At 65.6% G+C, this 21139-nt stretch carries 18 protein-coding genes; 3 read left to right on the forward strand and 15 right to left on the reverse strand.

Going from position 1 to position 21139, the window contains the following annotated elements; all coding sequences use genetic code 11:
* Positions 1 to 90: 90 nt before the first annotated feature.
* Positions 91 to 2796, forward strand: coding sequence for a DUF2339 domain-containing protein (locus B2W55_RS23620; RefSeq protein WP_024579959.1), 2706 nt, complete (start codon positions 91 to 93; stop codon positions 2794 to 2796).
* Between the two features lie 27 nt (positions 2797 to 2823).
* Here B2W55_RS23620 and B2W55_RS23625 read toward each other — a convergent pair whose 3' ends face one another.
* From B2W55_RS23625 to B2W55_RS23655, 7 genes are all read right to left on the reverse strand, one after another.
* Positions 2824 to 3057: a DUF6894 family protein gene (locus tag B2W55_RS23625; RefSeq protein ID WP_024579958.1), complete on the reverse strand. Its 234-nt coding sequence runs from the start codon at positions 3055 to 3057 to the stop codon at positions 2824 to 2826.
* Between the two features lie 139 nt (positions 3058 to 3196).
* Positions 3197 to 3778, reverse strand: a complete 582-nt coding sequence (locus tag B2W55_RS23630; protein WP_024579957.1) for a hypothetical protein — start codon at positions 3776 to 3778, stop codon at positions 3197 to 3199.
* Positions 3779 to 3964: 186 nt separating this feature from the next.
* Positions 3965 to 4951 (reverse strand): MDR family oxidoreductase, encoded by a 987-nt coding sequence (locus B2W55_RS23635; RefSeq protein ID WP_024579956.1) that lies wholly within the window; start codon positions 4949 to 4951, stop codon positions 3965 to 3967.
* 45 nt (positions 4952 to 4996) lie between these two features.
* Positions 4997 to 6241, reverse strand: a complete 1245-nt coding sequence (locus tag B2W55_RS23640) for an MFS transporter (RefSeq protein ID WP_024579955.1) — start codon at positions 6239 to 6241, stop codon at positions 4997 to 4999.
* A 184-nt stretch (positions 6242 to 6425) separates the two neighbouring features.
* Positions 6426 to 7919, reverse strand: coding sequence for a cell wall hydrolase (locus tag B2W55_RS23645; RefSeq protein WP_024579954.1), 1494 nt, complete (start codon positions 7917 to 7919; stop codon positions 6426 to 6428).
* Positions 7920 to 8373: 454 nt separating this feature from the next.
* Positions 8374 to 11283, reverse strand: a complete 2910-nt coding sequence (ppdK, locus tag B2W55_RS23650) for a pyruvate, phosphate dikinase (protein WP_024579953.1) — start codon at positions 11281 to 11283, stop codon at positions 8374 to 8376.
* Positions 11284 to 11374: 91 nt separating this feature from the next.
* Positions 11375 to 11530 (reverse strand): DUF3096 domain-containing protein, encoded by a 156-nt coding sequence (locus tag B2W55_RS23655; protein WP_080891118.1) that lies wholly within the window; start codon positions 11528 to 11530, stop codon positions 11375 to 11377.
* A gap of 233 nt (positions 11531 to 11763) precedes the next feature.
* Between B2W55_RS23655 and B2W55_RS23660 the strand changes: the two genes are divergently transcribed.
* Complete coding sequence (locus B2W55_RS23660) at positions 11764 to 12123, forward strand: DUF1236 domain-containing protein (protein WP_024579952.1); 360 nt, start codon at positions 11764 to 11766, stop codon at positions 12121 to 12123.
* Between the two features lie 360 nt (positions 12124 to 12483).
* Here the strand turns inward: B2W55_RS23660 and B2W55_RS23665 are convergent, their stop codons facing one another.
* From B2W55_RS23665 to B2W55_RS23700, 8 genes are all read right to left on the reverse strand, one after another.
* On the reverse strand, positions 12484 to 13584 hold the full coding sequence (locus B2W55_RS23665; RefSeq protein ID WP_024579951.1) for a hypothetical protein: 1101 nt from the start codon (positions 13582 to 13584) through the stop codon (positions 12484 to 12486).
* 118 nt (positions 13585 to 13702) lie between these two features.
* Positions 13703 to 14296, reverse strand: a complete 594-nt coding sequence (locus B2W55_RS23670) for a class I SAM-dependent methyltransferase (protein WP_024579950.1) — start codon at positions 14294 to 14296, stop codon at positions 13703 to 13705.
* Between the two features lie 3 nt (positions 14297 to 14299).
* Positions 14300 to 16396, reverse strand: coding sequence for a glycine--tRNA ligase subunit beta (gene glyS / locus B2W55_RS23675; RefSeq protein WP_024579949.1), 2097 nt, complete (start codon positions 16394 to 16396; stop codon positions 14300 to 14302).
* Positions 16396 to 17331 (reverse strand): glycine--tRNA ligase subunit alpha, encoded by a 936-nt coding sequence (locus B2W55_RS23680; RefSeq protein ID WP_024579948.1) that lies wholly within the window; start codon positions 17329 to 17331, stop codon positions 16396 to 16398. Before B2W55_RS23680 ends, glyS begins: the two co-directional genes overlap by 1 nt.
* Before the next feature lie 119 nt (positions 17332 to 17450).
* Positions 17451 to 17642, reverse strand: coding sequence for a hypothetical protein (locus B2W55_RS23685; RefSeq protein WP_024579947.1), 192 nt, complete (start codon positions 17640 to 17642; stop codon positions 17451 to 17453).
* A gap of 115 nt (positions 17643 to 17757) precedes the next feature.
* On the reverse strand, positions 17758 to 18678 hold the full coding sequence (locus B2W55_RS23690) for a S49 family peptidase (protein ID WP_024579946.1): 921 nt from the start codon (positions 18676 to 18678) through the stop codon (positions 17758 to 17760).
* Positions 18679 to 18921: 243 nt separating this feature from the next.
* Positions 18922 to 19749: a tRNA1(Val) (adenine(37)-N6)-methyltransferase gene (locus tag B2W55_RS23695; protein WP_244442157.1), complete on the reverse strand. Its 828-nt coding sequence runs from the start codon at positions 19747 to 19749 to the stop codon at positions 18922 to 18924.
* Positions 19742 to 19969, reverse strand: a complete 228-nt coding sequence (locus B2W55_RS23700; protein ID WP_024579944.1) for a DUF2007 domain-containing protein — start codon at positions 19967 to 19969, stop codon at positions 19742 to 19744. Before B2W55_RS23700 ends, B2W55_RS23695 begins: the two co-directional genes overlap by 8 nt.
* Before the next feature lie 135 nt (positions 19970 to 20104).
* Here B2W55_RS23700 and B2W55_RS23705 point away from each other — a divergent pair, with 135 nt between their 5' ends.
* A complete protein-coding gene (locus B2W55_RS23705; protein WP_024579943.1) occupies positions 20105 to 21115 on the forward strand; it encodes a polyprenyl synthetase family protein in 1011 nt (336 codons plus the stop codon).
* Positions 21116 to 21139: the final 24 nt, after the last annotated feature.

Consider the following 21139-nt stretch of genomic DNA (forward strand, 5'->3'; position numbering starts at 1 on the left):
GGCTTGAACTTCCAGACCCCTCAACTGCACTACTGGGTTGCGACGGGTGGCCGGCTGGCCGAAGGTCCGGCGCGCCCTGCCGGAGGCCCAATGTTCGATTCGCCGTTCGACTTCCTGACGCTCGTCATCGCCATTGTCGCGATCATCTTCGCGCGCAAGGCGCTGGGCCAGATCGCAGCGCTGCAACGGCGGCTGGATGCGATCGAGACCGCGGGGGTAGCCGCCGCGCGGACGGCCGTGCCGCCGCCGCTGGCGCCGCTTCAGCAGTTCGAGCAGACACTTCCGCCGACGCCTCCGAGCGCGCCGCCGCCGCTGCCCGAGGTGGCTGCAAGCGCGTCGGACGCGCGGATCGAGCCGACCGCGGAAGCTCTGAGCCCTGCCCCACCGCCGTTGCCGCAACCGGCGCCTTTGCCGCAGCCAGCGCCCGGCTTCGAGGAGACGCTCGGCACCCGCTGGGTGGTGTGGATCGGCGGCCTGACGCTCGCGCTCGGCGGCTTCTTCATGGTGCGCTATTCGATCGAGGCCGGCCTGCTCGGCCCCGGCGTGCGCACCATGCTCGGCGGGTTGTTCGCGCTGGCGCTGCTCGGCGCCGGTGAATGGACGCGGCGCAAGGAGAGCATCTCCAACATCGCAGCACTGCCGATCGCGAACATTCCGGCGATCCTCACCGCGGCGGGCACCGCCGTGGCGTTCGCCACCGTCTACGCCGCCTACGCGCTGTACGACTTCCTCGCGCCGGCAACCGCCTTCATCCTGCTCGGCATGGTCGCGCTCGGCACGCTCGCGGCCGCGCTGTTGCACGGCCCTGCGCTGGCGGGGCTCGGCATCGTCGGCGCCTTCGTCACGCCGCTGCTGGTCTCATCCGACAAGCCCGACTACTGGTCGCTCTACGTCTATCTCGCGATCGTCACGGCGGCGGCGTTCGGCCTCGCGCGCATCCGGCTGTGGCGCTGGCTTGCGGCGACCACGATCGGCTTCGCTCTGCTGTGGACCTTCCCCTGCCTGCAATGCGGGCCGGAGCTGATCGCGCCGCACGTCTTCCACGTCATCGCGGGCTTCGTGCTGGCGGCCCTGCTGGTGGTCTGCGGCTTCATGTTCGGCCCCGACGCCGATGGCGAGGAGATCGAGCCGATCTCATCGGGCTCGCTCGCGGCCTATCTGTTCGGCGCGATGCTGATCGTGCTCAACAGCGCGCATGCCGACATCGCAATGATCGGCTTCGCGCTGCTCACAGCCGGCAGCCTTGTCGTCGCCTGGCGCGCGCCGGCTGCCACCGGCGCGATCGGTGCCGCGGCGGTGTTCGTCTTCGTCGTGTTCGGCGAGTGGGCGGTCCGCCGCAACGTCGACATGCTGGTGCTGCCGGGCGGCGCGATGCCGGGCATCGGCCCGTCGGCGACCGATGGCTCGGTCTCGCTGCATCTCGTCACCGCGGCGCTGTTCGCGGCCGCCTTCGGCATCGCCGGCTATCTCGCGCAGCTGCGTTTTGCCGCCACGAAGATCGCGGTGACCTGGGCCGCGGCGGCCGTGTTCACGCCGGTCGCGCTGCTGGTCGCGCTCTATGCACGGATCGCGCATCTCGATCGCTCGATCCCGTTCGCAATCCTCGCCGTGCTGCTCGCCGCAGCCTACGCCGCCGCGACCGAAGCACTGAGCCGCCGCGGCGAAAGGCCGGAGCTGTCGCCCTCGATCGCGCTGTCGGCGACCGGTGCCCTCGCCTCACTCGCGCTTGCGCTCACCTTCGCGCTCGACAAGGGCTGGCTCACCATCGCGCTGGCGCTTGTGTCGATGGGCACGGCGTGGCTGTCGGTGCAGCGGCCGATCCCGTTCCTGCGCTGGCTCGCCGCAATTCTCGCCGCCATCGTGGTGCTGCGCATCGGCTACGAGCCGCGGATCGCGGGTGATGCCGTCGGCACCACGCCGATCTTCAACTGGCTGCTGTGGGGCTATGGCGTCCCGGCGCTGTCGTTCTGGGCCGGCAGCCATTTCCTGCGCCGCAACGCCGACGACGTGCCGCTGCGCATGGTCGAGTCGGCCGCGATCCTGTTCACGGTGCTGCTCGCCTTCATGGAGATCCGCCACGCGGTCAATGGCGGCGACGTCTATCGCGACAGCGCCGGACTGACCGAGGTCGCATTGCAGGTCGGCGTGACGCTTGCGATGGCGATCGGGCTGGAGCGGCTGCGCCTGCGCAGCGGCAGCATCGTCCACAATGTCGGCGCGGTGCTGCTGACCGCCTTCGCCGGGCTCGCCAGCCTGTTCGGGCTGCTGGGACTGGAGAACCCGATGCTGTGGTCGCAGGACGTCGGCGGCAGCTTCATCAATCTGCTGCTGCTCGGCTATGCGTTGCCGGCCGTGCTGGCGTTGCTGCTGTCCTATGCGGTGGCGAGCCACCGTCCGGCAAGCTACGCCAACACCATCGCAGCCGGCGCGCTCGTGCTTGCGCTTGCCTACGTCACCTTCGAGATTCGCAGGCTCTATCACGGGCCGGTGCTGGCGCAGGGCGAGACCACCGGCGCCGAGCAGTACACCTATTCGATCGCCTGGCTGATGTTCGGCGTCGCGCTGCTCGGCATCGGTATCGTGGTCAACTCGCAGCGCGCGCGGCTCGCATCCGCCGCAGTCATCGGGCTCACGATCCTGAAGGCATTCCTCGTCGACATGTCGACGCTCACCGGTGTCTACCGGGCGCTGTCGTTCATGTGCCTCGGCGTCGTGCTGGTGGCGATCGGCTGGCTGTATCAGCGAATCCTGTTCCGCAGGCGCGCCGCTCCGCCGCTCCCGCAGACCGAGGTGTGAAGCTTGCAGTCCTGAACGGCGAGAGCCTCAGTCGACGGATTCGGCGACCAGGCGAATCCGGAACACCGGCTTTCTGCCTTCGTCGAGCAGCTCCATGTGCCACTCGCTGTTCTGCTTCATGTTGCGCGAAATGCTGCCGAGGAAATTGCCGCAGACCTTGGTCATCTCGGCCCAGGCCACGTCGCGGCTTTCAAACTCGGTCGCGTGATCGGATGCGCCGGCGTAATCGCCGTCACTGATCCGGAAAAAATATTGCGCCATATCACTACTCAAATCGGTGTCCCCACCATTCCGCCTCGCGGCGATGAACGCTAGGTATTGAGTAGCTATCAAGGCGTGGCGACCGCCATCCGTATGACTACGGCTTGGCGTCTATTCCCGCTGGCGCGCAGATGAGCAATCAGTCGGTCGAGCGGCGCAATTCCGGGGGGCTCTCGACCTTGGCGGGCTCCGCCTTGACCGGTTCGAGCTTGGCGCTTCCGACCTGCGGTGTCTCAACCCGCGACACCACTTCGGTCTGCGAGGCATCGGCGGATCGGGTGCGCGGGTGGAGCGAACGTGGACGGGCCACCGCGCGCGCCATCAGCATCTGCTGGCCGCCCTGGTGACGGAAATCGCAATAGGCGAAGCCCATGCCGGAGACCGAGCCCCGGAACGAGCGATCGTCCTGCTTGTCGAGATTGAAGCAGGGCTCGAACGGAATGCCTTTCAGCGAGGCGCAAACGCTGGCGCCGCGGATTTGCAGCGTATTTCCAGGCAAACGCACGTGGCGGATCGGGCCGGAGCCGGAGAACTGGATCGAACCTGCCGCGCCGAGATCATCGAGGATGCGGCCGGCACCACGGGTGCCATCGAAACAGGTGAAGGCGAAGACCTTGCCGGCAACGAACTTGCGGGCCTCATCGGCGTTCATCATGCCTGCGAATGCCGGCACGACCATTGCTCCGGCCGTGACGGCCCCCAACACCAAACGCGCAAGCATGAGCTACTCCACTTACGAGCGCGGGCACCCGCTCCTTGTTGAGCATGACCCCCGCACCGACGCTTCTCGACGTCTGCGCGAGGAAACCCGGCCCCCCGGGATCACGCTGCAAGTCTCTTTACCCGCTGCTTACCATACCAACAGTGGCAACATTGGAGCAGCTTGGTTGGTAAAGTCTGAACGTCCTCAGACTATTTTTACCACGATGCGACCGCGGACCTGGCCGCCGAGGATTTTCGCGCCATAGGGCATGACGTCGTCCAAGGCGATTTCATGAGTGATATCAGCCAGTTTTGCCTTGTCCAAATCGCTGGCGAGGCGCTTCCAGGCGGTCCTGCGCAACTCGATCGGGCACATCACGGAATCGATACCGAGAAGGCACACACCGCGCAAAATGAAGGGCGCGACCGACGACGGCAGATCCATACCGGCCGCCAGACCGCAGGCCGCGATGGCGCCTCCGTATTTGGTCATCGACAGCAGATTGGCGAGCGTGGTGGAGCCAACGCTGTCGACGCCGCCGGCCCAGCGCTCCTTTGCAAGCGCCTTCGGGGCACCCGACAGTTCGGCGCGGTCGATCACCTCGGAGGCGCCGAGACCCTTGAGGTAGTCGGCCTCCGACACCCGCCCCGTCGAGGCGATGACGTGGTAGCCGAGCTTCGACAGCACGGCGATCGCGACCGAGCCGACGCCGCCGGCGGCGCCGGTCACCACGATCGGGCCGCTCTTGGGCGTGAGCCCGTGCTTCTCCAGCGCCAGCACCGACAGCATCGCGGTATAGCCGGCGGTGCCGACCGCCATCGCATCGCGCGCTGAAATCCCGTCAGGCAGCCGCACCAGCCAGTCGCCCTTGACGCGGGCCTTCTCGGCATAGGCGCCGAGATGGGTCTCGCCCATGCCCCAGCCGTTGCAGACGACCTTGTCGCCCGCCTTCCAGTCCGGATGGCTGGAGTGCTCGACGGTGCCGGCGAAATCGATACCGGCGATCATCGGAAACCGGCGCACCACCGGTGCCTTGCCGGTCAGCGCCAGACCGTCCTTGTAGTTCAGCGTCGACCATTCGACGCGGACGGTGACGTCACCGTCCATCAACTCGGCTTCGTCGAACTGGGTGAGCGCGGCGGTGGTACCTTTGTCCGCCTTGTCGATCCTGATTGCCTTGAACGTTGCCACGATGTGCACTCCCCGTAATCTTGGTTTCGGGGAGTTTTTATCTCATCAGGCGGGCTGCGCAACCGGGCGCGCCACCGGCGCTTCGACGATCGGCAGGTTGATCAGCGCCGACAGCACGCCGAACACCACCGACAGCCACCAGATCGGCGTGTAGGAACCATATTGCTCGAATACGATGCCGCCGAGCCAGACCCCGAGGAAGCCGCCGACCTGGTGGCTGACGAAGGCGAAGCCATAGAGGGTGGAGAACCAGCGGGTGCCGAACATCAGCGCCACCAGCGCCGAGGTCGGTGGCACGCTCGACAGCCACAGCAGCCCCGAAACCGCACCGAACGCGATCGCCGAGAACGGCGTTACCGGGAATGTGATGAACGCAATGGTCGCCAGCGCCCGCGAAAGGTAGATCACCGAGAGCAAATAGCGCTTCGGAAAGTAGTTTTGCAGCCAGCCGACGCTGAGCGAGCCGACGATGTTGAACAGGCCGATCGCAGCGACCACCCAACCGCCTGTCGTCGCCGGGATGCCGCGATCGGCAAGATAGGCCGGCAAATGGATGGTGATGAAGGCGAGTTGGAAGCCGCAGGTGAAGAACCCGATCACCAGCAGCACGTAGGAGCGATGACCGAACGCTTCGGCCAACGCCGTCCTGAATGACTGTTGATCGGCGGGCGCCGCGTCCTTCGTCGCCGCCGGCGGCGTCGCCAGCGCGAGCGACAGCGGCAGGATCAGCAGCATCAGCGCACTGAACACCACGAGCGCGGTCTGCCAGCCGAAATTGTCGATCATGGCGACGCCGAACGGCGCAAACAGGAACTGGCCGAACGAGCCCGCGGCGGTGCCGGCGCCGAGCGCGATGCCGCGCTTTTCAGGCGGCAACAGCTTGCTGAACGCGGCCAGCACCAGATTGAACGACGAGCCCGACAGGCCGAAACCGATCAGCACGCCGGCGCTGATGTCGAGCGACAAGGACGTGGTCGAGTAGCGCATCAGCAGCAGGCCGGCAGCGTACAGCAAGGCGCCGACGAACATCACGCGCAGCAGCCCGAAGCGGTCGGCAATGGCGCCTGCGATCGGCTGGCCGAGGCCCCACAGCAGGTTCTGCAACGCGATGGCAAGGCCGAACACGTCGCGGCCCCAGGCGAATTCGCGGCCCATCGGCTGCACGAAGAAACCGAGGCTGGAGCGCGGGCCAAAACTCAGCAGCGCAATCGCGCAGCCGCAGACGATGATGACCAGCGGCGTGCGCCAGGTGCCCGATGTCGGTCGAAGATCCCCTGTCGTGACGGCCATGTTGCCTTCCCCCGCACTGCCGCGCGGGGAACCGGCCCCGCCGAACGTTACGGGGAGTTAATGCATATGCATGAAGAGCCCAAGAGGCGCCGGAGAAAAATATTCGCCCGCAGGGCTGCCTTGCAGAATCCGAGAGGATGATGGGCGTCATTCCGGGGCATGGCGACCCCGGCTTGGGCGCTCGCTATCGCTTGGCGCTGGCCATCTCGGCCGAGCTCTGGGCCGCCTCGGCGAGCTGCGCTGAGATCTTGGCGGTCTCCGCCGGATTGCCCCAGCTCGGCGCGTCGCTGCCGTCGCCCCAGGCGCGCGGGCGATAGAAGGTATGGACGCCGAACTTGTACATCTTCTTCATCTCGCTGACCCAGGACGGCCGCACCCAATAGGCGTGGTAGTGGGTCGAGCGGTCGACCTCGGGCAGCCACAATTTGCCGTCGAGCATCGCCTTCGCGATCTTCCTGGCGCGGTCCCACATGTCGGGCTCGCGGACGACGTCGGGGATGTTGTCGCAGGCGAAGGTGAATTGGCAGGCGTAATGACGGTTCTTGTTCTGGTAGACCACGCCGCACACCGTCTCCGGATATTTGCCGGAGAAGGCGCGGTTCAGCACCACCTGGGCGACCGCGATCTGGCCGCGCACCGCTTCGCCGCGCGCCTCGAAGTAGACCGCCTCCGCCAGGCACTTCTCCGACTTGGCGCGCGACTTCTGGTCGAACAGGGCGAGCCGTTCCGCCGGCGTCTTGGAGTGCTGGTCGTCGGCGTTGACCTCGCCCTTCGGCGCGACGCTCTCGCCCATCTCGCCGGCCTTGACCGGCCCGTCCGCATCGACCGGCAGTGATGCCATCACCTTCATGTCGGGATCGGGCTGAGCGGCCGGCGTCACCACGACCGGCGCCTCGCCGGGCTGCCAGTGCTCGAGATTCTCGGGCGTGCCGAGCGACGAACCGAAGAACAGGCTGGCGGTCTGGAACGCGAACGGGTCGCGCTCATGCGTTGCATCGACGGGCGGCGCAGCGGCAGGCTTCGCGGGCGACGGCTTCAGGTCGTCGAGCGGGTTGGCCTCGAGCGACATCGAGACGTCGTATTGCTGCGGCGACGGCTTCGTATACTGCGGCAATGGCGGCGCACGCAGCGCCTCCTGCAATTCCGGATCGAGCGGCGCGCTGTCGGCAGGTGCGCTGCCACTCACCGCGGTCGCGGTCTTCATGCCCTTGACCGACGAATTGGACGTCGCGGGGTCCTCGTTCGCCGGCAGCGTGTTTGCTGGCTGCACCGGCTCGACCTGATCGGGCCGACTGACGACGAGCCGATCGCCCTTCTTGGTGCGATCGACCTTGGGAAAATCGGAGGCCTGGTAGCGCGGCGGCGGCGTGGTGATCGGATTGCGGGTGACGGCGCCGGTGACGTCGGCGCTGGAGTCCAGCCGTGCGAGCAGGAGCTGCGGATCTTGCGGCGCCGAGGTTCCGATCGGACGGCCAAAGCTGTAGGTCGCGACCTGGATCGAGCCGACGGCGGACGCGAACACGCGCTTCTGCCAGCGCTCGGCGACGCCGGGCTGCCGGGCCAACAGCGACGCGATATCCTGGTATCCGAGCTCGGTCGGCATCAAGGAGAAGATGCAAAGACCGAGACCGAAGAGCGCAAACCGTGCGCCCTTCGGCTGGTTACGCGACACAAACATCGTACGCTCACGCAACGCTTACTGAGTGCAATCGAACGCGCACCATCCGCGCAAATCGACCTTCTCCGTTGCTAATCTGTTTAGGTTGCCGCGGAGTTAATCGGCGTTGCCCGCGCGCTACACTCAAGCGATCGCAGCGGCTTCGCGTATTGCATCGCGCGCGTTGGTAAATGCGCGGCGCACGAAAGTCGTAAACAACAGGTCAACGAGGATGGTGAACGAGACGTTACGTGCAGGACCGCCCGCTATCGTCATTGCGAGGAGCGAAGCGACGAAGCAGTCCATCGGTCCGCATATGCCGCTCGCTGTCATCACCCGCGAAACCGGGCGATGACATCATCGGGCGCGCGTTCGCACGACCCGTTCGTTCGCAATGACGAAGTCTTCAAGCGCAGCCGACGAAAACGAAAATGCCCGGGACCAGCCCGGGCATGTCGTCGTGTGAATGATGTGCTCACGCCTGGCTGGCGATCTCCTTGCCGAGCGCGGCCTGCGCGGCGGCGAGGCGCGCGATCGGCACGCGGTAGGGCGAGCACGAGACGTAGTCGAGCCCGACCTCGTGGCAGAACGCGACGGAAGCGGGGTCGCCGCCATGCTCGCCGCAGATGCCGACCTTCAGGTTCGGCCGGGTCTTGCGGCCGCGGGTGACGCCGATCCGGACCAGCTCGCCGACGCCATCGCGATCGACCGAGATGAACGGATCGATCTCGAGGATGCCCTTGGCGACATAGGTGCCGAGGAAGCTCGCGGCGTCGTCACGGCTGATGCCGTAGGTGGTCTGCGTCAGGTCGTTGGTGCCGAACGAGAAGAACTCGGCGGTTTCGGCCACCTGGCCGGCCATCAGGCAGGCGCGCGGCAGCTCGATCATGGTGCCGACCTGATAGGTCAGCTTGACGCCGGTTTCCTTCATCACCGCGTTGGCGGTGGCATCGATCCGCGCCTTGACCAGATCGAACTCGGCCTTGGTCGCGATCAGCGGCACCATCACCTCGAGGCCGACCGGCTTGCCGGTGCGCTTGCCGGCTTCGACGGCGGCCTCGAAGATCGCGCGCGCCTGCATCTCCGCGATCTCCGGATAGGCGATCGCGAGACGGCAGCCGCGGAAGCCGAGCATCGGGTTGAACTCGGACAGTTCGCGGGCGCGGTCGGCGAGCTTGCGCGGATCGGTGTTCATGGCGCGCGCCACTTCCTCGATCTCGGCCTGGGTGTGCGGCAGGAACTCGTGCAGCGGCGGATCGAGCAAGCGGATCGTGACCGGCAGGCCCTTCATGATCTCGAACAGCTCGACGAAATCGGCGCGCTGCATCGGCAGCAACTTCGACAGCGCCGAGCGGCGCGACTGCTCGTCCTCGGAGAGGATCATCTCGCGCACGGTGCGGATGCGGGTCTCCTCGAAGAACATGTGCTCGGTGCGGCAGAGGCCGATGCCTTCGGCGCCGAACTTCACCGCGGTACGCGCATCGTCGGGCGTATCGCCGTTGACGCGGACGCCGAGCTTGCGGACCTCGTCGGCCCAGCCCATCAGCGTGCCGAACTCGCCGGACAGTTCCGGCTCGATCATCGGCATGCGGCCGGCCAGCACCTGACCGACCGAGCCGTCGATGGTGATGACGTCGCCGGTCTTGAAGGTGCGCTGACCCACGCTCATGGTGCCGCGGCCATAATCGACGCGGATGGTGCCGCAACCGGAGACGCAGGGCTTACCCATGCCGCGCGCGACCACCGCCGCGTGCGACGTCATGCCGCCCCTGGTGGTGAGGATGCCTTCGGCGGCATGCATGCCGTGGATGTCTTCCGGGCTGGTCTCGATGCGGACCAGGATCACCTTGCGGCCGTCGGCCTGCAACTTGGCCGCTTCGTCCGACGAGAACACGATCTCGCCGGAGGCGGCACCGGGCGACGCCGGCAGGCCGGTCGCGATCACGTCGCGCTTGGCGGCCGGATCGATGGTCGGGTGCAGCAGTTGGTCCAGCGAGGCCGGATCGATCCGCGTCACCGCGTCCTTGCGCGAGATCAGACCCTCATTGGCGAGCTCGACCGCGATGCGCAGCGCCGCCTTGGCGGTGCGCTTGCCGCCGCGGGTCTGCAACATCCACAGCTTGCCCTGCTCGACCGTGAACTCCATGTCCTGCATGTCGCGGTAATGCTTCTCGAGCAGCGTGTAGATCCGCGTCAGCTCCTTGAACGCGGCCGGCATCGCGGCTTCCATCGACAGCTTGTCGGACCCGCTCTCCTGGCGGGCCTCCTCGGTGATGTCCTGCGGCGTGCGGATGCCGGCGACGACGTCCTCGCCCTGTGCGTTGATCAGGAACTCGCCGTACAGCTTGCTCTCGCCGGTCGACGGGTTGCGGGTGAACGCGACGCCGGTCGCCGAGGTCTCGCCCATGTTGCCGAACACCATCGCCTGCACGTTGACGGCGGTGCCCCAGGATTCCGGGATGTCGTGCAGCTTGCGGTAGGTCACCGCGCGCGCGTTCATCCAGGATGAGAACACAGCTCCGATCGCGCCCCACAGCTGGTCGTGCGGATCCTGCGGGAAGTCGTGGCCGGTCTCCTTGGCGACCGCTTCCTTGTACTTGCCGACCAGCTCGACCCAGTCGTCGCCGGTGAGGTCGGTGTCGAGCGAATAGCCCTGGCCGTCCTTGAAGGTGTCGAGGATGTCCTCGAAATGATGATGCTCGAAGCCGAGCACCACGTCCGAATACATCGTGATGAAGCGGCGATAGCTGTCATAGGCGAAACGGCGGTCGCCGGAGAGCTCGGCGAGCGCTTCGACGGTCTGGTCGTTGAGACCGAGATTGAGCACGGTGTCCATCATGCCCGGCATCGAGGCGCGCGCGCCCGAGCGCACCGAGACCAGCAGCGGGTTCCGGGCGTCGCCGAAGGTCTTGCCGGTCAACTTGCCGACATAGTCGAGCGCCTTCTCGACCTGCGCTTTCAATTCCTTCGGATAGGTCTTGTCGTGGTCGTAGAAGTAGGTGCAGACCGAGGTCGGAATCGTGAAGCCGGGAGGCACCGGCAGGCCGAGATTGGCCATCTCGGCGAGATTGGCGCCCTTGCCGCCGAGCAGATCGCGCAGGGTCGCCTGCCCCTCGGCCTTGCCGTCGCCAAAAGTATAGACCCACTTGCCGGCCTTGATCGCAACCGGAGCCACCTTCTTCGCAACAGCCTTCGGCGGTGCCTTGGCAGCCGGCTTCGCGGCCGGTTTGGCTGCGGCCTTCGGAGCCGCCTTCGGGGCGCTCTTCTTCAGCGCCTTGCGGACCGGAGCGGCCTTGCGGGCGGCGGCGGAGGGCTTTGATTTCGCTGCGGTTTTACCGGCAGTTTTCGCAGCAGTTTTCTTGGACTTCGCGACGGCTTTGGCCATGTCAGACAACAATCCGGAAGGAGGGGTCGAAGATGCGCGCCTTACACCATTTTGAGGGGTTCCGCGCAAGCCGCGAAACCCCGCTTTCCCGCTACAGGTGCAGCCAGCGCAGCAGGCCCATCCCTACCAGCCCGACGAAGATCAGGTAGATCGCGACGATGTAGTTGAGGAGCCGCGGCATGATCAGGATCAGGACGCCTGCAATCAGAGCGACAATGTGCGGCAAATGCCCAGCGGTGATGACCATTGAAGTTTCTCCGGCAGTTTTTGGAAGAGCGAATCGAGCGGCAGTTTATCCGCTGGGGAGGTTCCCGCATCAAGACGTCTGTCGCCGCAACAAGTTCCCGCAGCTCACGAAAATTGCCCCAAATTGCCGCGTATGTGGCGGCGGTTTTCCGGAACGTCATCACATCGGATGCATTGGCTCGCCATGCGCATCGGCGAAAGCCGGATCGCTTGCGTGAAAGAATGGAGCCAGCCATGCGAAACAGGTTACTTGCCGTTGCAGCGGTTGCGGCCGCGATCACGGTGCCGGCTGTTGCCGCACAGGCCCAGACCGTCGGCATCGTCCGCGGTGGTCCGCCGGTTGCAGTCGAGGAGGATGGAGGGATTGCGGTCGATCAGCGTCCCGCCTTCCGCGAATACATCGTGCGCGAGCGCGTGCCAAACTACAGCGTTCCGGACCGCGTCGTCGTCGGCACCGTGCTGCCCGACGCCGGCGTGACCTATTACGACGTGCCGCAACGGTTCGGCGCGACGCCCTATCGCTACACCGTCGTGAACGGCGAGACCGTTCTGGTCGAGCCGCGTTCGCGACGGATCGTTCAGGTGGTCGACTAGATCGACGTCAGCACGATCGCCTGAACGAACAGTCCGGACGTCGCGCAAGCGGATGTGCGCGAACATCGACCGGACCAGAAAGCCCCGCCCGGCCTCCCCTCCGGGTGGGGCTTTTCTGTTGTGATGCGATGAACTCTGGCGTGTGATGACATTGAGTTGGGCTGGGTCGACAGCCGTGGTTTACCTCTCCCTTGGGAGAGGTCGGCGCGTAGCGCCGGGTGAGGGGTTGCGGTCCCTCGTTGGAGTTGCGGCCCCTCACCCGATTTGCCGCGCAAATCGACCTCTCCCCGATGGGAAGAGGTGAAGCAAGTGCGTTGATCGAACCGGTTCAATCCAAGCTCATCTTCCTTTGGCGCCTGCCTACGATCTCAGGATCGAGAGCAGCGTCGAGGTCGATTTGTAGTTCTTGATCGCGGCGTCCTGGAAATCCTGGGTCCAGTTGGCCGCCTGGCGCTCTTCCGCGCTCATCGAGGAATATTGCTTGAGGATGCCGAGCGAGAACTGGCGGGGATCGCCGGCGGACTGGCTCTGCTTCAGCGCGTCGAGCACGGCAAGGCGGGTCCGCGTGTTGAGCTCCTGCTTGGCCGCGAAGATCTCTTCGCCGGAGAACTTCTTGTCCTGGTTCAGCGTGATCGCCGACAGCGAGCGATTGTCGAGCGACGACAGATCGGCGAGCTGTCCGGTCTTGCGGCGGGAATCGTAAACCAGTTCCTTGCCGTTCTTCGCCGCGTCGCTCTTCTGCCGATCAAGGAAGGCACGCACGTCGGTCGCCACGCTGGCGAAGTCGCGCGTATGGCCCGTCGTCGGTGACGTGGTCCCGGCCAGCGCGGCCGCGATCGGATCGCCCGTGATCCCGCTTGGCGCCTTGTTCGGATCCTGCTGCGTCGCCTGATAACCCTTCAGCACCGCGGCGCGCTGGCTGGCCCAGGTCGCGGTGGCCTTCTCCTCGTCGCTGGCACCATCGAGATAATCGAGCGCCGCCTTGTAGCTGACGCTGTAGTCGCCGGTCAGCCGCGTGGTCGCGAGCGACGGCGCCAAGGCCTTGTCGAAGCGCTGCTTCAATTCGGTCGCGGCAACCGCCTGCTCGTCCGGCGTGAACTTGCCGCCATTGTTGGTCGAGATCGCAAACAGCGAGCGGCGGTCGAGGGTCGAGAGATCAATCGTGGTCTTGCCGTCGACGATCGGCTTCTTGACGCCCGCGACCGTATAGAGCCGGTCGAGCGTCGTGCGCGCATCGCTGGTGACGGTCGCGAAATCCGGCAGCGGTGCCTTGGCGAGCTGCGCGCGGGCCGCGTCCGACAGCGTGAGGTTGGTTGCAGCGCCAGGGGTCGCGGACGCCGAGAGGTCGCTGGCGGTGCCGTCGCCCGACAGGGTCGCCGCCAGCGAGGGCGTCGCGGCAGCACGCGCATAGGCCGAGCCATATTGGGCGTAGGGATTGGCGGTGGTGCCGATCGAGGTCATCGGGCAGGTCCCTGCATTGGCGCGAGGGGCGATTTCTTAAGAAATCGTTGATCCGCCAGGACCTTCGCAGGGCATGGTTAATAAATTGCAAATTGTGTCGAAATATTTCCAGACGTGGCTAGCTGCGCTTGCGGGCAACGATGCGGTGGATGACCTTGCCGGAGGATGCACTGACGACTTCCGCGTCGAGCAGCAGTTCGGCCGCCGCCAGCTCAGTCCGCACCAACGCCGCATCGAAGGCGGCATAGAGCCGGCCATGCGCATCGCGCGCATCGTCGCCTCGGGTGACGCGCCAGCTCAGATAGAAGACGCCGCCGGGTCGCACGAGTTCGAACATGCGGCGCACCGACGGCGCGATCAGCGCGGGATCGAGATGCATGATCACGGTCTCGCACAGCACATTGTCGAAGCTGTTGGCGGCGATGCCGGATAGCTCGGGCAGTTCGGCCTGGGTGAAGCGCAGCTTCGGATAGCGGACACAGGCCTCGGCGAGCAGACCCTCGGAGGCATCAAAGCCTTCGGCCGGAAAGCCGTTGGCGTTCAGCCAGGCCACCTCGCGGCCGCTGCCGCAGCCGATATCGGCGGTCGCACCGCCCTTGATGAAGAACTGCGCGACGATCTCCTGGAGATCGATCGGCGCCGGCTGGTCGTGCCAGTCCTGCGCAAACGCCGCCGCCTCCTTGTCATAAGCGGCGAGCGTCGCGCGGTCCATCGATCAGCCCTCGATTTTGGAGAAGTCGGCAACCGCACGGGTGGCGGCACGGATTTCGTTGAGCAGCTTCAGGCGGTTTTCGCGCACCTTGGGATCGTCGTCGTTGACCTTGACCTTGTCGAAGAACGCATCGACCGCGGGGCGCAGCTTGGCCATCGCGCTCATCGCGGCGGCGAAGTCCTCCTTGGCGACGGACGCGGAGGCCTCGGTCTTCACCTGATCGATCGCCGCCGCCAGCGCCTTCTCTTCGTCGAGCTTGTAGAGTGCAGCGTCAGGCGCGCCGTCGAATGTGCGCTTGTCCTTCTTCTCCTCGATAGCGAGGATGTTGCTGGCGCGTTTTGTTCCTGCGAGCAGGTTCTTGCCGTCGTCGCTGTCGAGGAATTTTCCGAGCGCCTCCACGCGGCGAACGACCAGCAGCAGGTCGTCCTGACCGCCAAGCGAAAACACGGCGTCGACGAGATCGTGACGGGCGCCCTGTTCGCGGAGCTGGACCTTGAGGCGGTCGGCGAAGAACGCGAGCAGATCGTTCGGCAGCGTTTCGGCATCGGCCTTGACCGACAGTCCGAGCAGCGCGGACTTGGCGACCTTCAGGATCGGCAGACGCAGCGCGTTTTCGACGATCAGCCTGATTGCACCCAGTGCGGCGCGGCGCAGCGCGTACGGATCCTTCGAGCCTGTCGGCTTCTCGTCGATCGCCCAGAATCCGGCGAGCGTATCGAGCTTGTCCGCCAGCGCCACAGCAACGCTCACAGGATCGGTCGGCACGCGATCGGTCGGCCCCTGCGGCTTCCAGTGTTCCTCGCTCGCGGCGGCGACGGAGGCATCCTCGCCCTGCGCCAGCGCGTAATACTTGCCCATCAGGCCCTGCAATTCGGGGAATTCGCCGACCACTTCGGTCAGCAAATCCGCCTTGGCGAGACGCGCGGCGCGTTTGGTCTTCTCGACGTCGGCGCCGACCAAGGGCGCGATCTCGGCGGCAAGACGCTCGATGCGCTTGATCCGCGCAGCCTGGGTGCCGAGCTTCTCGTGGAACACGATCTGCTCGAACTTCGGCAGCCGGTCTTCGAGACTGGTCTTCAGGTCGGTCTCGTAGAAGAACTTCGCGTCCGACAGTCGCGGGCGAATCACACGCTCATTGCCGGCGACGATGGTCTTGCCGCCATCGGGCGCCTCGATGTTGGCGGTCAGCACGAACTTGTTGGTCAATTTCCCCGTCTTGGGATCCCTGACCACGAAGCACTTCTGGTTGTTGCGGATGGTGGCGCGGATCACCTCATCGGGGATGACCAGAAATTCCTTCTCGAACGATCCCATCATCACGACGGGCCATTCGACGAGGCCGGAGACCTCATCGACCAGCACCTGATCCTCGACCAGTTCGAGGCCCTGCGCGAACGCCAGCTCCTTGGCGTCCTCGACGATGATGTCCTTGCGCGCCTGCGGATCGAGGATGACTTTCGCAGCCTTCAGCTTCGCCTCGTAGTCCTCGAAGCGGCGCACCGGGATCGCGCTAGGTGCCATGAAGCGGTGGCCGTAGGTGGTCTGCCCGGCTTCGATGCCGTCGACCGAGAATTTCACGACATCGGGCTCCTCGGTCTCCAGACCGAAGGTCGCAATGATCGAATGCAGCGGGCGCACCCAGGTCAGCGAGCCTGACTTCGCCGAGCGCGCACCCCAGCGCATCGATTTCGGCCACGGGAAGGTCCGAATGATGACCGGCAGGATTTCGGCGATGACGTCGACCGCGGGGCGGCCGGGCTTTTCGATCAGCGCGATGTAGAAGTCGCCCTTGGCATCCTTCTGGATCTTGGCTTCATCCAGCGACGTGAGACCGGTCGCTTTCAGAAAGCCCTGCACAGCAGCGTCAGGGGCGCCGATCTTCGGGCCGCGACGCTCGGACTTCAGGTCGGGCTGGCGCGCCGGAATGCCGTGCACGGTCAACGCGAGGCGACGCGGGGTCGCGAAGGCTTTCGCGCCTTCATAGACGAGGCCTTCGGCGACGAGCTTGTCGGTCACCATGCGGCGCAGATCGTCCGCCGCCTTGGCCTGCATGCGCGCGGGGATTTCTTCGGAGAACAGTTCGAGGAGAAGATCGGGCATCAGACCGCCCTGCCCGTTTCGGTGTGGATCCAGGCCTCGCCGCACGCCTTCGCCAGATCGCGCACGCGCCCGATGTAGCTCTGCCGCTCGGTCACCGAGATGACGCCGCGGGCGTCGAGCAGATTGAACACGTGGCTCGCCTTGATGCACTGGTCGTAGGCCGGCAAGGCCATCAGATGTTCCTTTTGATTGCCACCCTCACGCCAACCGGCGGCGAGATATTTGCGGCAGGCGTCCTCGGCCATCCTGAACTGCTCGAACAGCATCGCGGTGTCTGCATATTCGAAATTGTGCCGCGAATATTCTTGCTCGGCTTGCAGGAAGACGTCGCCATAGGTCACCTTCTCGGCGCCCTCGCGGCCGTTGAAGTTGAGGTCGTAGACACGGTCGACGCCCTGCACATACATCGCGAGCCGCTCGAGCCCGTAGGTGAGCTCGCCCGCGACCGGCGCGCATTCGACGCCGGCGACCTGCTGGAAATAGGTGAACTGGCTGACCTCCATGCCGTCGCACCAGCATTCCCAGCCGAGACCCCAGGCGCCCAAGGTCGGGCTCTCCCAATCGTCCTCGACGAAGCGTATGTCGTGGATGGCCGAATCGATACCGATCGCGGCCAACGACTTCAGGTAGAGCTCCTGAAGGTTCGGCGGCGACGGCTTCATGATCACCTGGAACTGGTAGTAGTGCTGGAGACGGTTGGGATTTTCACCGTAGCGGCCGTCCTTGGGCCGCCGCGAGGGCTGCACATAGGCCGCATTCCAGGGCTTCGGACCCAGCGCGCGCAGCGTGGTCGCGGGATGGAAGGTGCCGGCGCCCATTTCCATGTCGTAGGGTTGCAGGATGACGCAACCCTGCTCGGCCCAGAACCGCTGGAGAGCCAGGATGAAGCCCTGGAACGAACGTTCCGGGCGCATGTGGTCAGGCAGGGCGTCCATCGTTGGAATCGATCTCGCGAAGGGGTGTGAAAACGCGCGGGACCGTATCGGCGGCAGCCAATGGAATCAAGGCGATGCCGGAAAATCCGGCACCGCCCTTTTGCGGTTTTGGGCGCTGGTTAGCCCGGGCGATAGGCCCCGGTCACGGGGTCGCGGCGCAGGGTCTTGATTTCGCTCGCGTGCGCGGTCTCGGCCACGCGCGACAAGCGCGCCTCTTCCAGTTCCTGGTTGATCCGGACGGCCGTCTTGTAAGCCCAGCGGACCACGGCCAGGCCACCCAGGACGCCTGCGAATGCAATCAGCGGCGGCATCGGTCGATCCTTGTCGTTCACGTCTGTCAGGCCCCCAATACCCCTATTCTCGCGCAACGCGGCCTGCGCCGCAATCGCACTTTTGGGGCTAAATGGCGCGCTCAAATCCCCGTGTTCAGAGCCCGAATCGGGCCCAGATCGCCCGTGTTTCCAACGCCGAGATCAGGTCGTCCGGCAGACCGGCAAGCCCGTCCAGCGCGAGCTGCCCCGCCCCCGGGGCCCGGCGGCCGAGCAGGCCGGACAATAGGCCGGTCGCGGGCGCGATCACCGGGGTCAGCACCTTCTCGCCATAGCGGGCCCGCAAGGTGGAGCGGAGATCGCCGATGCCATCGGCCAGCCCGAGGCCGATAGCGGTCTCGCCCGCCCAGTATTCGCCGGTGAACAGCACGTCATCGGCCGCCTTCAGCCGGCTGCCCCGGCTCTGCTTCACCAGGTTGATGAAGGTGGTGTGGATTTCGCGCTGGATCGCCTTGAGGCGGGCGACGTCATCAGGGTTTTCGGGCAGGAACGGATCGAGCATCGCCTTGTGGCTGCCGGCCGTGTAGAGCCGCCGCTCGACCCCGATCTTCTTGATCGCCTCCTGGAAGCCGAAGCTGCCGCCGACCACGCCGATCGAGCCCAGGATCGAGGACGGGTCGCAATAGATCTCGTCGCCGGCGCAGGCAATCATGTAGCCGCCGGAGGCCGCGACATCCTCCGCGAACACCAGGACCGGCAGCTTCTTCTCGGCCGCCAGCTGCCGGATGCGCAGATAGATCTGCCGGGATTGCACCGGCGAGCCGCCCGGCGAATTGATCACCAGCGCCACCGCCTTGGCATTCCTGGTGCCAAAGGCGCGCTCCAGCATCTTGGCGACGCCCGAGAGCGTCATGCCCGGCCGCAGCGGCGTCACCGCGCCGATCACGCCTGACAGCCGCACCACCGGGACGACGGCCGTGCCGCGCCGGAAGCGTGCCGGAAGCATTCCCTGCATCCGTTCGAGCAGTCCCGAACGTCCCTGGGAAAGTCCTTGGCGATCACTTCTTTGTTCACTCATGCCGTTACCTCGAATTAACCACTTTTTATCACGCCACTGTCATTGGATTCCGTGGAACGCGTTTTGCATTTTGTCATTGGGGTTGCAATTCGCGGCGGAGAGGGACCATGAAGATCTATCTGCTGATTTTGCTGATCGGAACACTCCTGACGGCGATCCACTTCACGTCGGCGCCGGAGCGTCAGTCGGAAACGGCCTCGCAGTAACTAAGTGCCAATCACGGCTGGGCAGCGTTGCTGCCCACTAACGCCGCGCCAGCGGCAATTCTCCTTTTCCCGCCAAAATCTCCTGCACCCATTTATTGGGCACGCCTGACCCTTCATTGAGCAACAGCGCGGCATGCAGCCGCGTCGGTGCCCGGCCACCCTTGGTGGCCCGCACCAGGATTCGGATCGCCGGCGAACTCGCCTCGCCGTGAACCGGCAGGATCTCGAGGCTGCCAAAGCCGCGATCCAGCGCGGCCAGCACCTCGGCGATCCCATCCGCCCGCCAGATCATCGCAAGCTGCCCGTTGGACCTGAGAATCCGCCGCGCGACGTGAACCCAGCCGGCCAGCGTGGTCGCGATCGCGACATGGGCACGCTCGCGCACGCCGTCCGGCGAGGCGCGGTGCCGCGCCGGATCGTTGAACGGCGGATTCATCAGCACGACGTCGGCACTGTCAGGCCCGAGGCCGGAATCGGCGAAAGCGGAGGCAGAGGCCTCGACATCGAGCACGGTCACCTCGGCCTTGATCGCATTGGCGCCGGCATTATTCCGCGCTAGGTCGGCCAAAGCGGGATCGATTTCAACTAGGACGAGATCGATGCCTCCCACCCGCCGCGCCACCGCAAGCCCGGCGGCGCCGACGCCGGCGCCGAGATCGACGACGCGGTCGCCCGGTCGCGCCGGGGTCGCGGCTGCCAGCAGGATCGCGTCATGGCCGGCACGATGGCCGCTGCGGGGCTGCCGCAGCCGCAACTGCCCGCCGAGAAATCCGTCCTCGGTGATCTCGATGGCCGGCGACTCCTTCTTTGGCGCGCGTTCTTCACGCGAACCGGGACCCACTTCGCTTGAAATCGCTCTAATCATCAGCGCGCAATTCGTGGCCCAGACCGGCATCGGTCAAAAGCTGGCGGGCCTCGAGGTTGTCGTCCTCATGCACCAGGATCCGCCGCGGCAACACGCCGAGCGAGCCCTCGATGATGCTCATGTTCTGGTCCAGCACCAGATGATGGATGTTAGCGCTGTCGAGCAACGCCCCGATGGCGGAGACCAGCACCACGTCATTGGTCCGTACCAATTCCCGCAAAATACGCTCTCCTGTCGGCCCGGCTGTGCGGCCAATGCGTCACATGTCAACAACTTCGTGGCCTTGCCGCTGCCCCGCGCAGTTTCTATTGTTATAGCTGAGCATAGTGCGTATTCGGCAAAATTGGAGACCAGCGTGGCGGTTATTGTACCCTTCGAAAGCCCGTCAAATGCTTCGATCGACGGGCTGGTGGGACTTGTCGCCGCCGACATGGAGCGCGTCAACGCGACGATCCTGTCGCGGACCGGCTCCGAAGTCACCATGATCCCGGAGGTCGCCAATCATCTGATCTCCTCAGGGGGCAAGCGGCTGCGCCCGATGCTGACCCTGGCGATGGCCCAGCTTTCGGAATACTCCGGCGACGGCCATATCAAGCTCGCCGCCGCGGTCGAGTTCATGCACACCGCGACCCTGCTGCATGACGACGTGGTCGACGAGAGCGAACTGCGCCGCGGCAAATTGTCCGCGCGGATGCTGTGGGGCAACGAGGCCAGCGTGCTGGTCGGCGACTTCCTGCTCGGCCAGGCGTTCCGGATGATGGTCGAGGTCGGCTCGCTGCGCGCGCTCGACATCCTGTCCGCCGCCGCCGCCACCATCGCCGAGGGCGAGGTGATGCAACTCGCCGCCGCCAAGAACACCGCGACCACCGAGGACGAATATCTCGCCGTGATCCGCGGCAAGACCGCTGAATTGTTCGCCGCCGCCTGCGAGGTTGGCCCTGTCATCGCCAACCGGCCCAAGGCCGAGCAGACCGCCTGCCGCTCGGTCGGCATGAATCTCGGCATCGCCTTCCAGCTCGTCGACGACGTGCTCGACTATGGCGGCAAATCCGCGAAGCTCGGCAAGAATGTCGGCGACGATTTCCGCGAGGGCAAGATCACGCTTCCGGTGGTGCTCGCCTTCCGCCGCGGCAACGACACCGAGCGCAAGTTCTGGATCCGCGCGCTGGAGCGCGGCGAGATCGGATCGGACGACCTCGACCACGCGATCGGGCTGATGACCAAGCACCGCGCCCTCGAGGACACGATCAGCCGCGCCCATCACTATGGCGCAATGGCCGTCGACGCACTGGCGCTGTTCCCGCCCTCGCCGATGAAGACCGCGCTGGAAGAAGTCGTCGCGTTCTGCCTCGCGCGCACGCACTAGGTTTGCAACCAGCTCAAGGCCGCC

The organism is Bradyrhizobium sp. UBA2491, assembly GCF_002341725.1.
Taxonomy (GTDB): Bacteria; Pseudomonadota; Alphaproteobacteria; order Rhizobiales; family Xanthobacteraceae; genus Bradyrhizobium.

Coding starts and splice junctions, on each gene's coding strand:
- B2W55_RS23620 (WP_024579959.1), top strand. CDS start 91: ATGTTCGATTCGCCGTTCGACTTCCTGACGCTCGTCATCGCCATTGTC.
- B2W55_RS23625 (WP_024579958.1), bottom strand. CDS start 3,057: ATGGCGCAATATTTTTTCCGGATCAGTGACGGCGATTACGCCGGCGCA.
- B2W55_RS23630 (WP_024579957.1), bottom strand. CDS start 3,778: ATGCTTGCGCGTTTGGTGTTGGGGGCCGTCACGGCCGGAGCAATGGTC.
- B2W55_RS23640 (WP_024579955.1), bottom strand. CDS start 6,241: ATGGCCGTCACGACAGGGGATCTTCGACCGACATCGGGCACCTGGCGC.
- B2W55_RS23645 (WP_024579954.1), bottom strand. CDS start 7,919: ATGTTTGTGTCGCGTAACCAGCCGAAGGGCGCACGGTTTGCGCTCTTC.
- ppdK (WP_024579953.1), bottom strand. CDS start 11,283: ATGGCCAAAGCCGTCGCGAAGTCCAAGAAAACTGCTGCGAAAACTGCC.
- B2W55_RS23655 (WP_080891118.1), bottom strand. CDS start 11,530: ATGGTCATCACCGCTGGGCATTTGCCGCACATTGTCGCTCTGATTGCA.
- B2W55_RS23660 (WP_024579952.1), top strand. CDS start 11,764: ATGCGAAACAGGTTACTTGCCGTTGCAGCGGTTGCGGCCGCGATCACG.
- B2W55_RS23665 (WP_024579951.1), bottom strand. CDS start 13,584: ATGACCTCGATCGGCACCACCGCCAATCCCTACGCCCAATATGGCTCG.
- B2W55_RS23670 (WP_024579950.1), bottom strand. CDS start 14,296: ATGGACCGCGCGACGCTCGCCGCTTATGACAAGGAGGCGGCGGCGTTT.
- glyS (WP_024579949.1), bottom strand. CDS start 16,396: ATGCCCGATCTTCTCCTCGAACTGTTCTCCGAAGAAATCCCCGCGCGC.
- B2W55_RS23680 (WP_024579948.1), bottom strand. CDS start 17,331: ATGGACGCCCTGCCTGACCACATGCGCCCGGAACGTTCGTTCCAGGGC.
- B2W55_RS23685 (WP_024579947.1), bottom strand. CDS start 17,642: ATGCCGCCGCTGATTGCATTCGCAGGCGTCCTGGGTGGCCTGGCCGTG.
- B2W55_RS23690 (WP_024579946.1), bottom strand. CDS start 18,678: ATGAGTGAACAAAGAAGTGATCGCCAAGGACTTTCCCAGGGACGTTCG.
- B2W55_RS23695 (WP_244442157.1), bottom strand. CDS start 19,749: ATGATTAGAGCGATTTCAAGCGAAGTGGGTCCCGGTTCGCGTGAAGAA.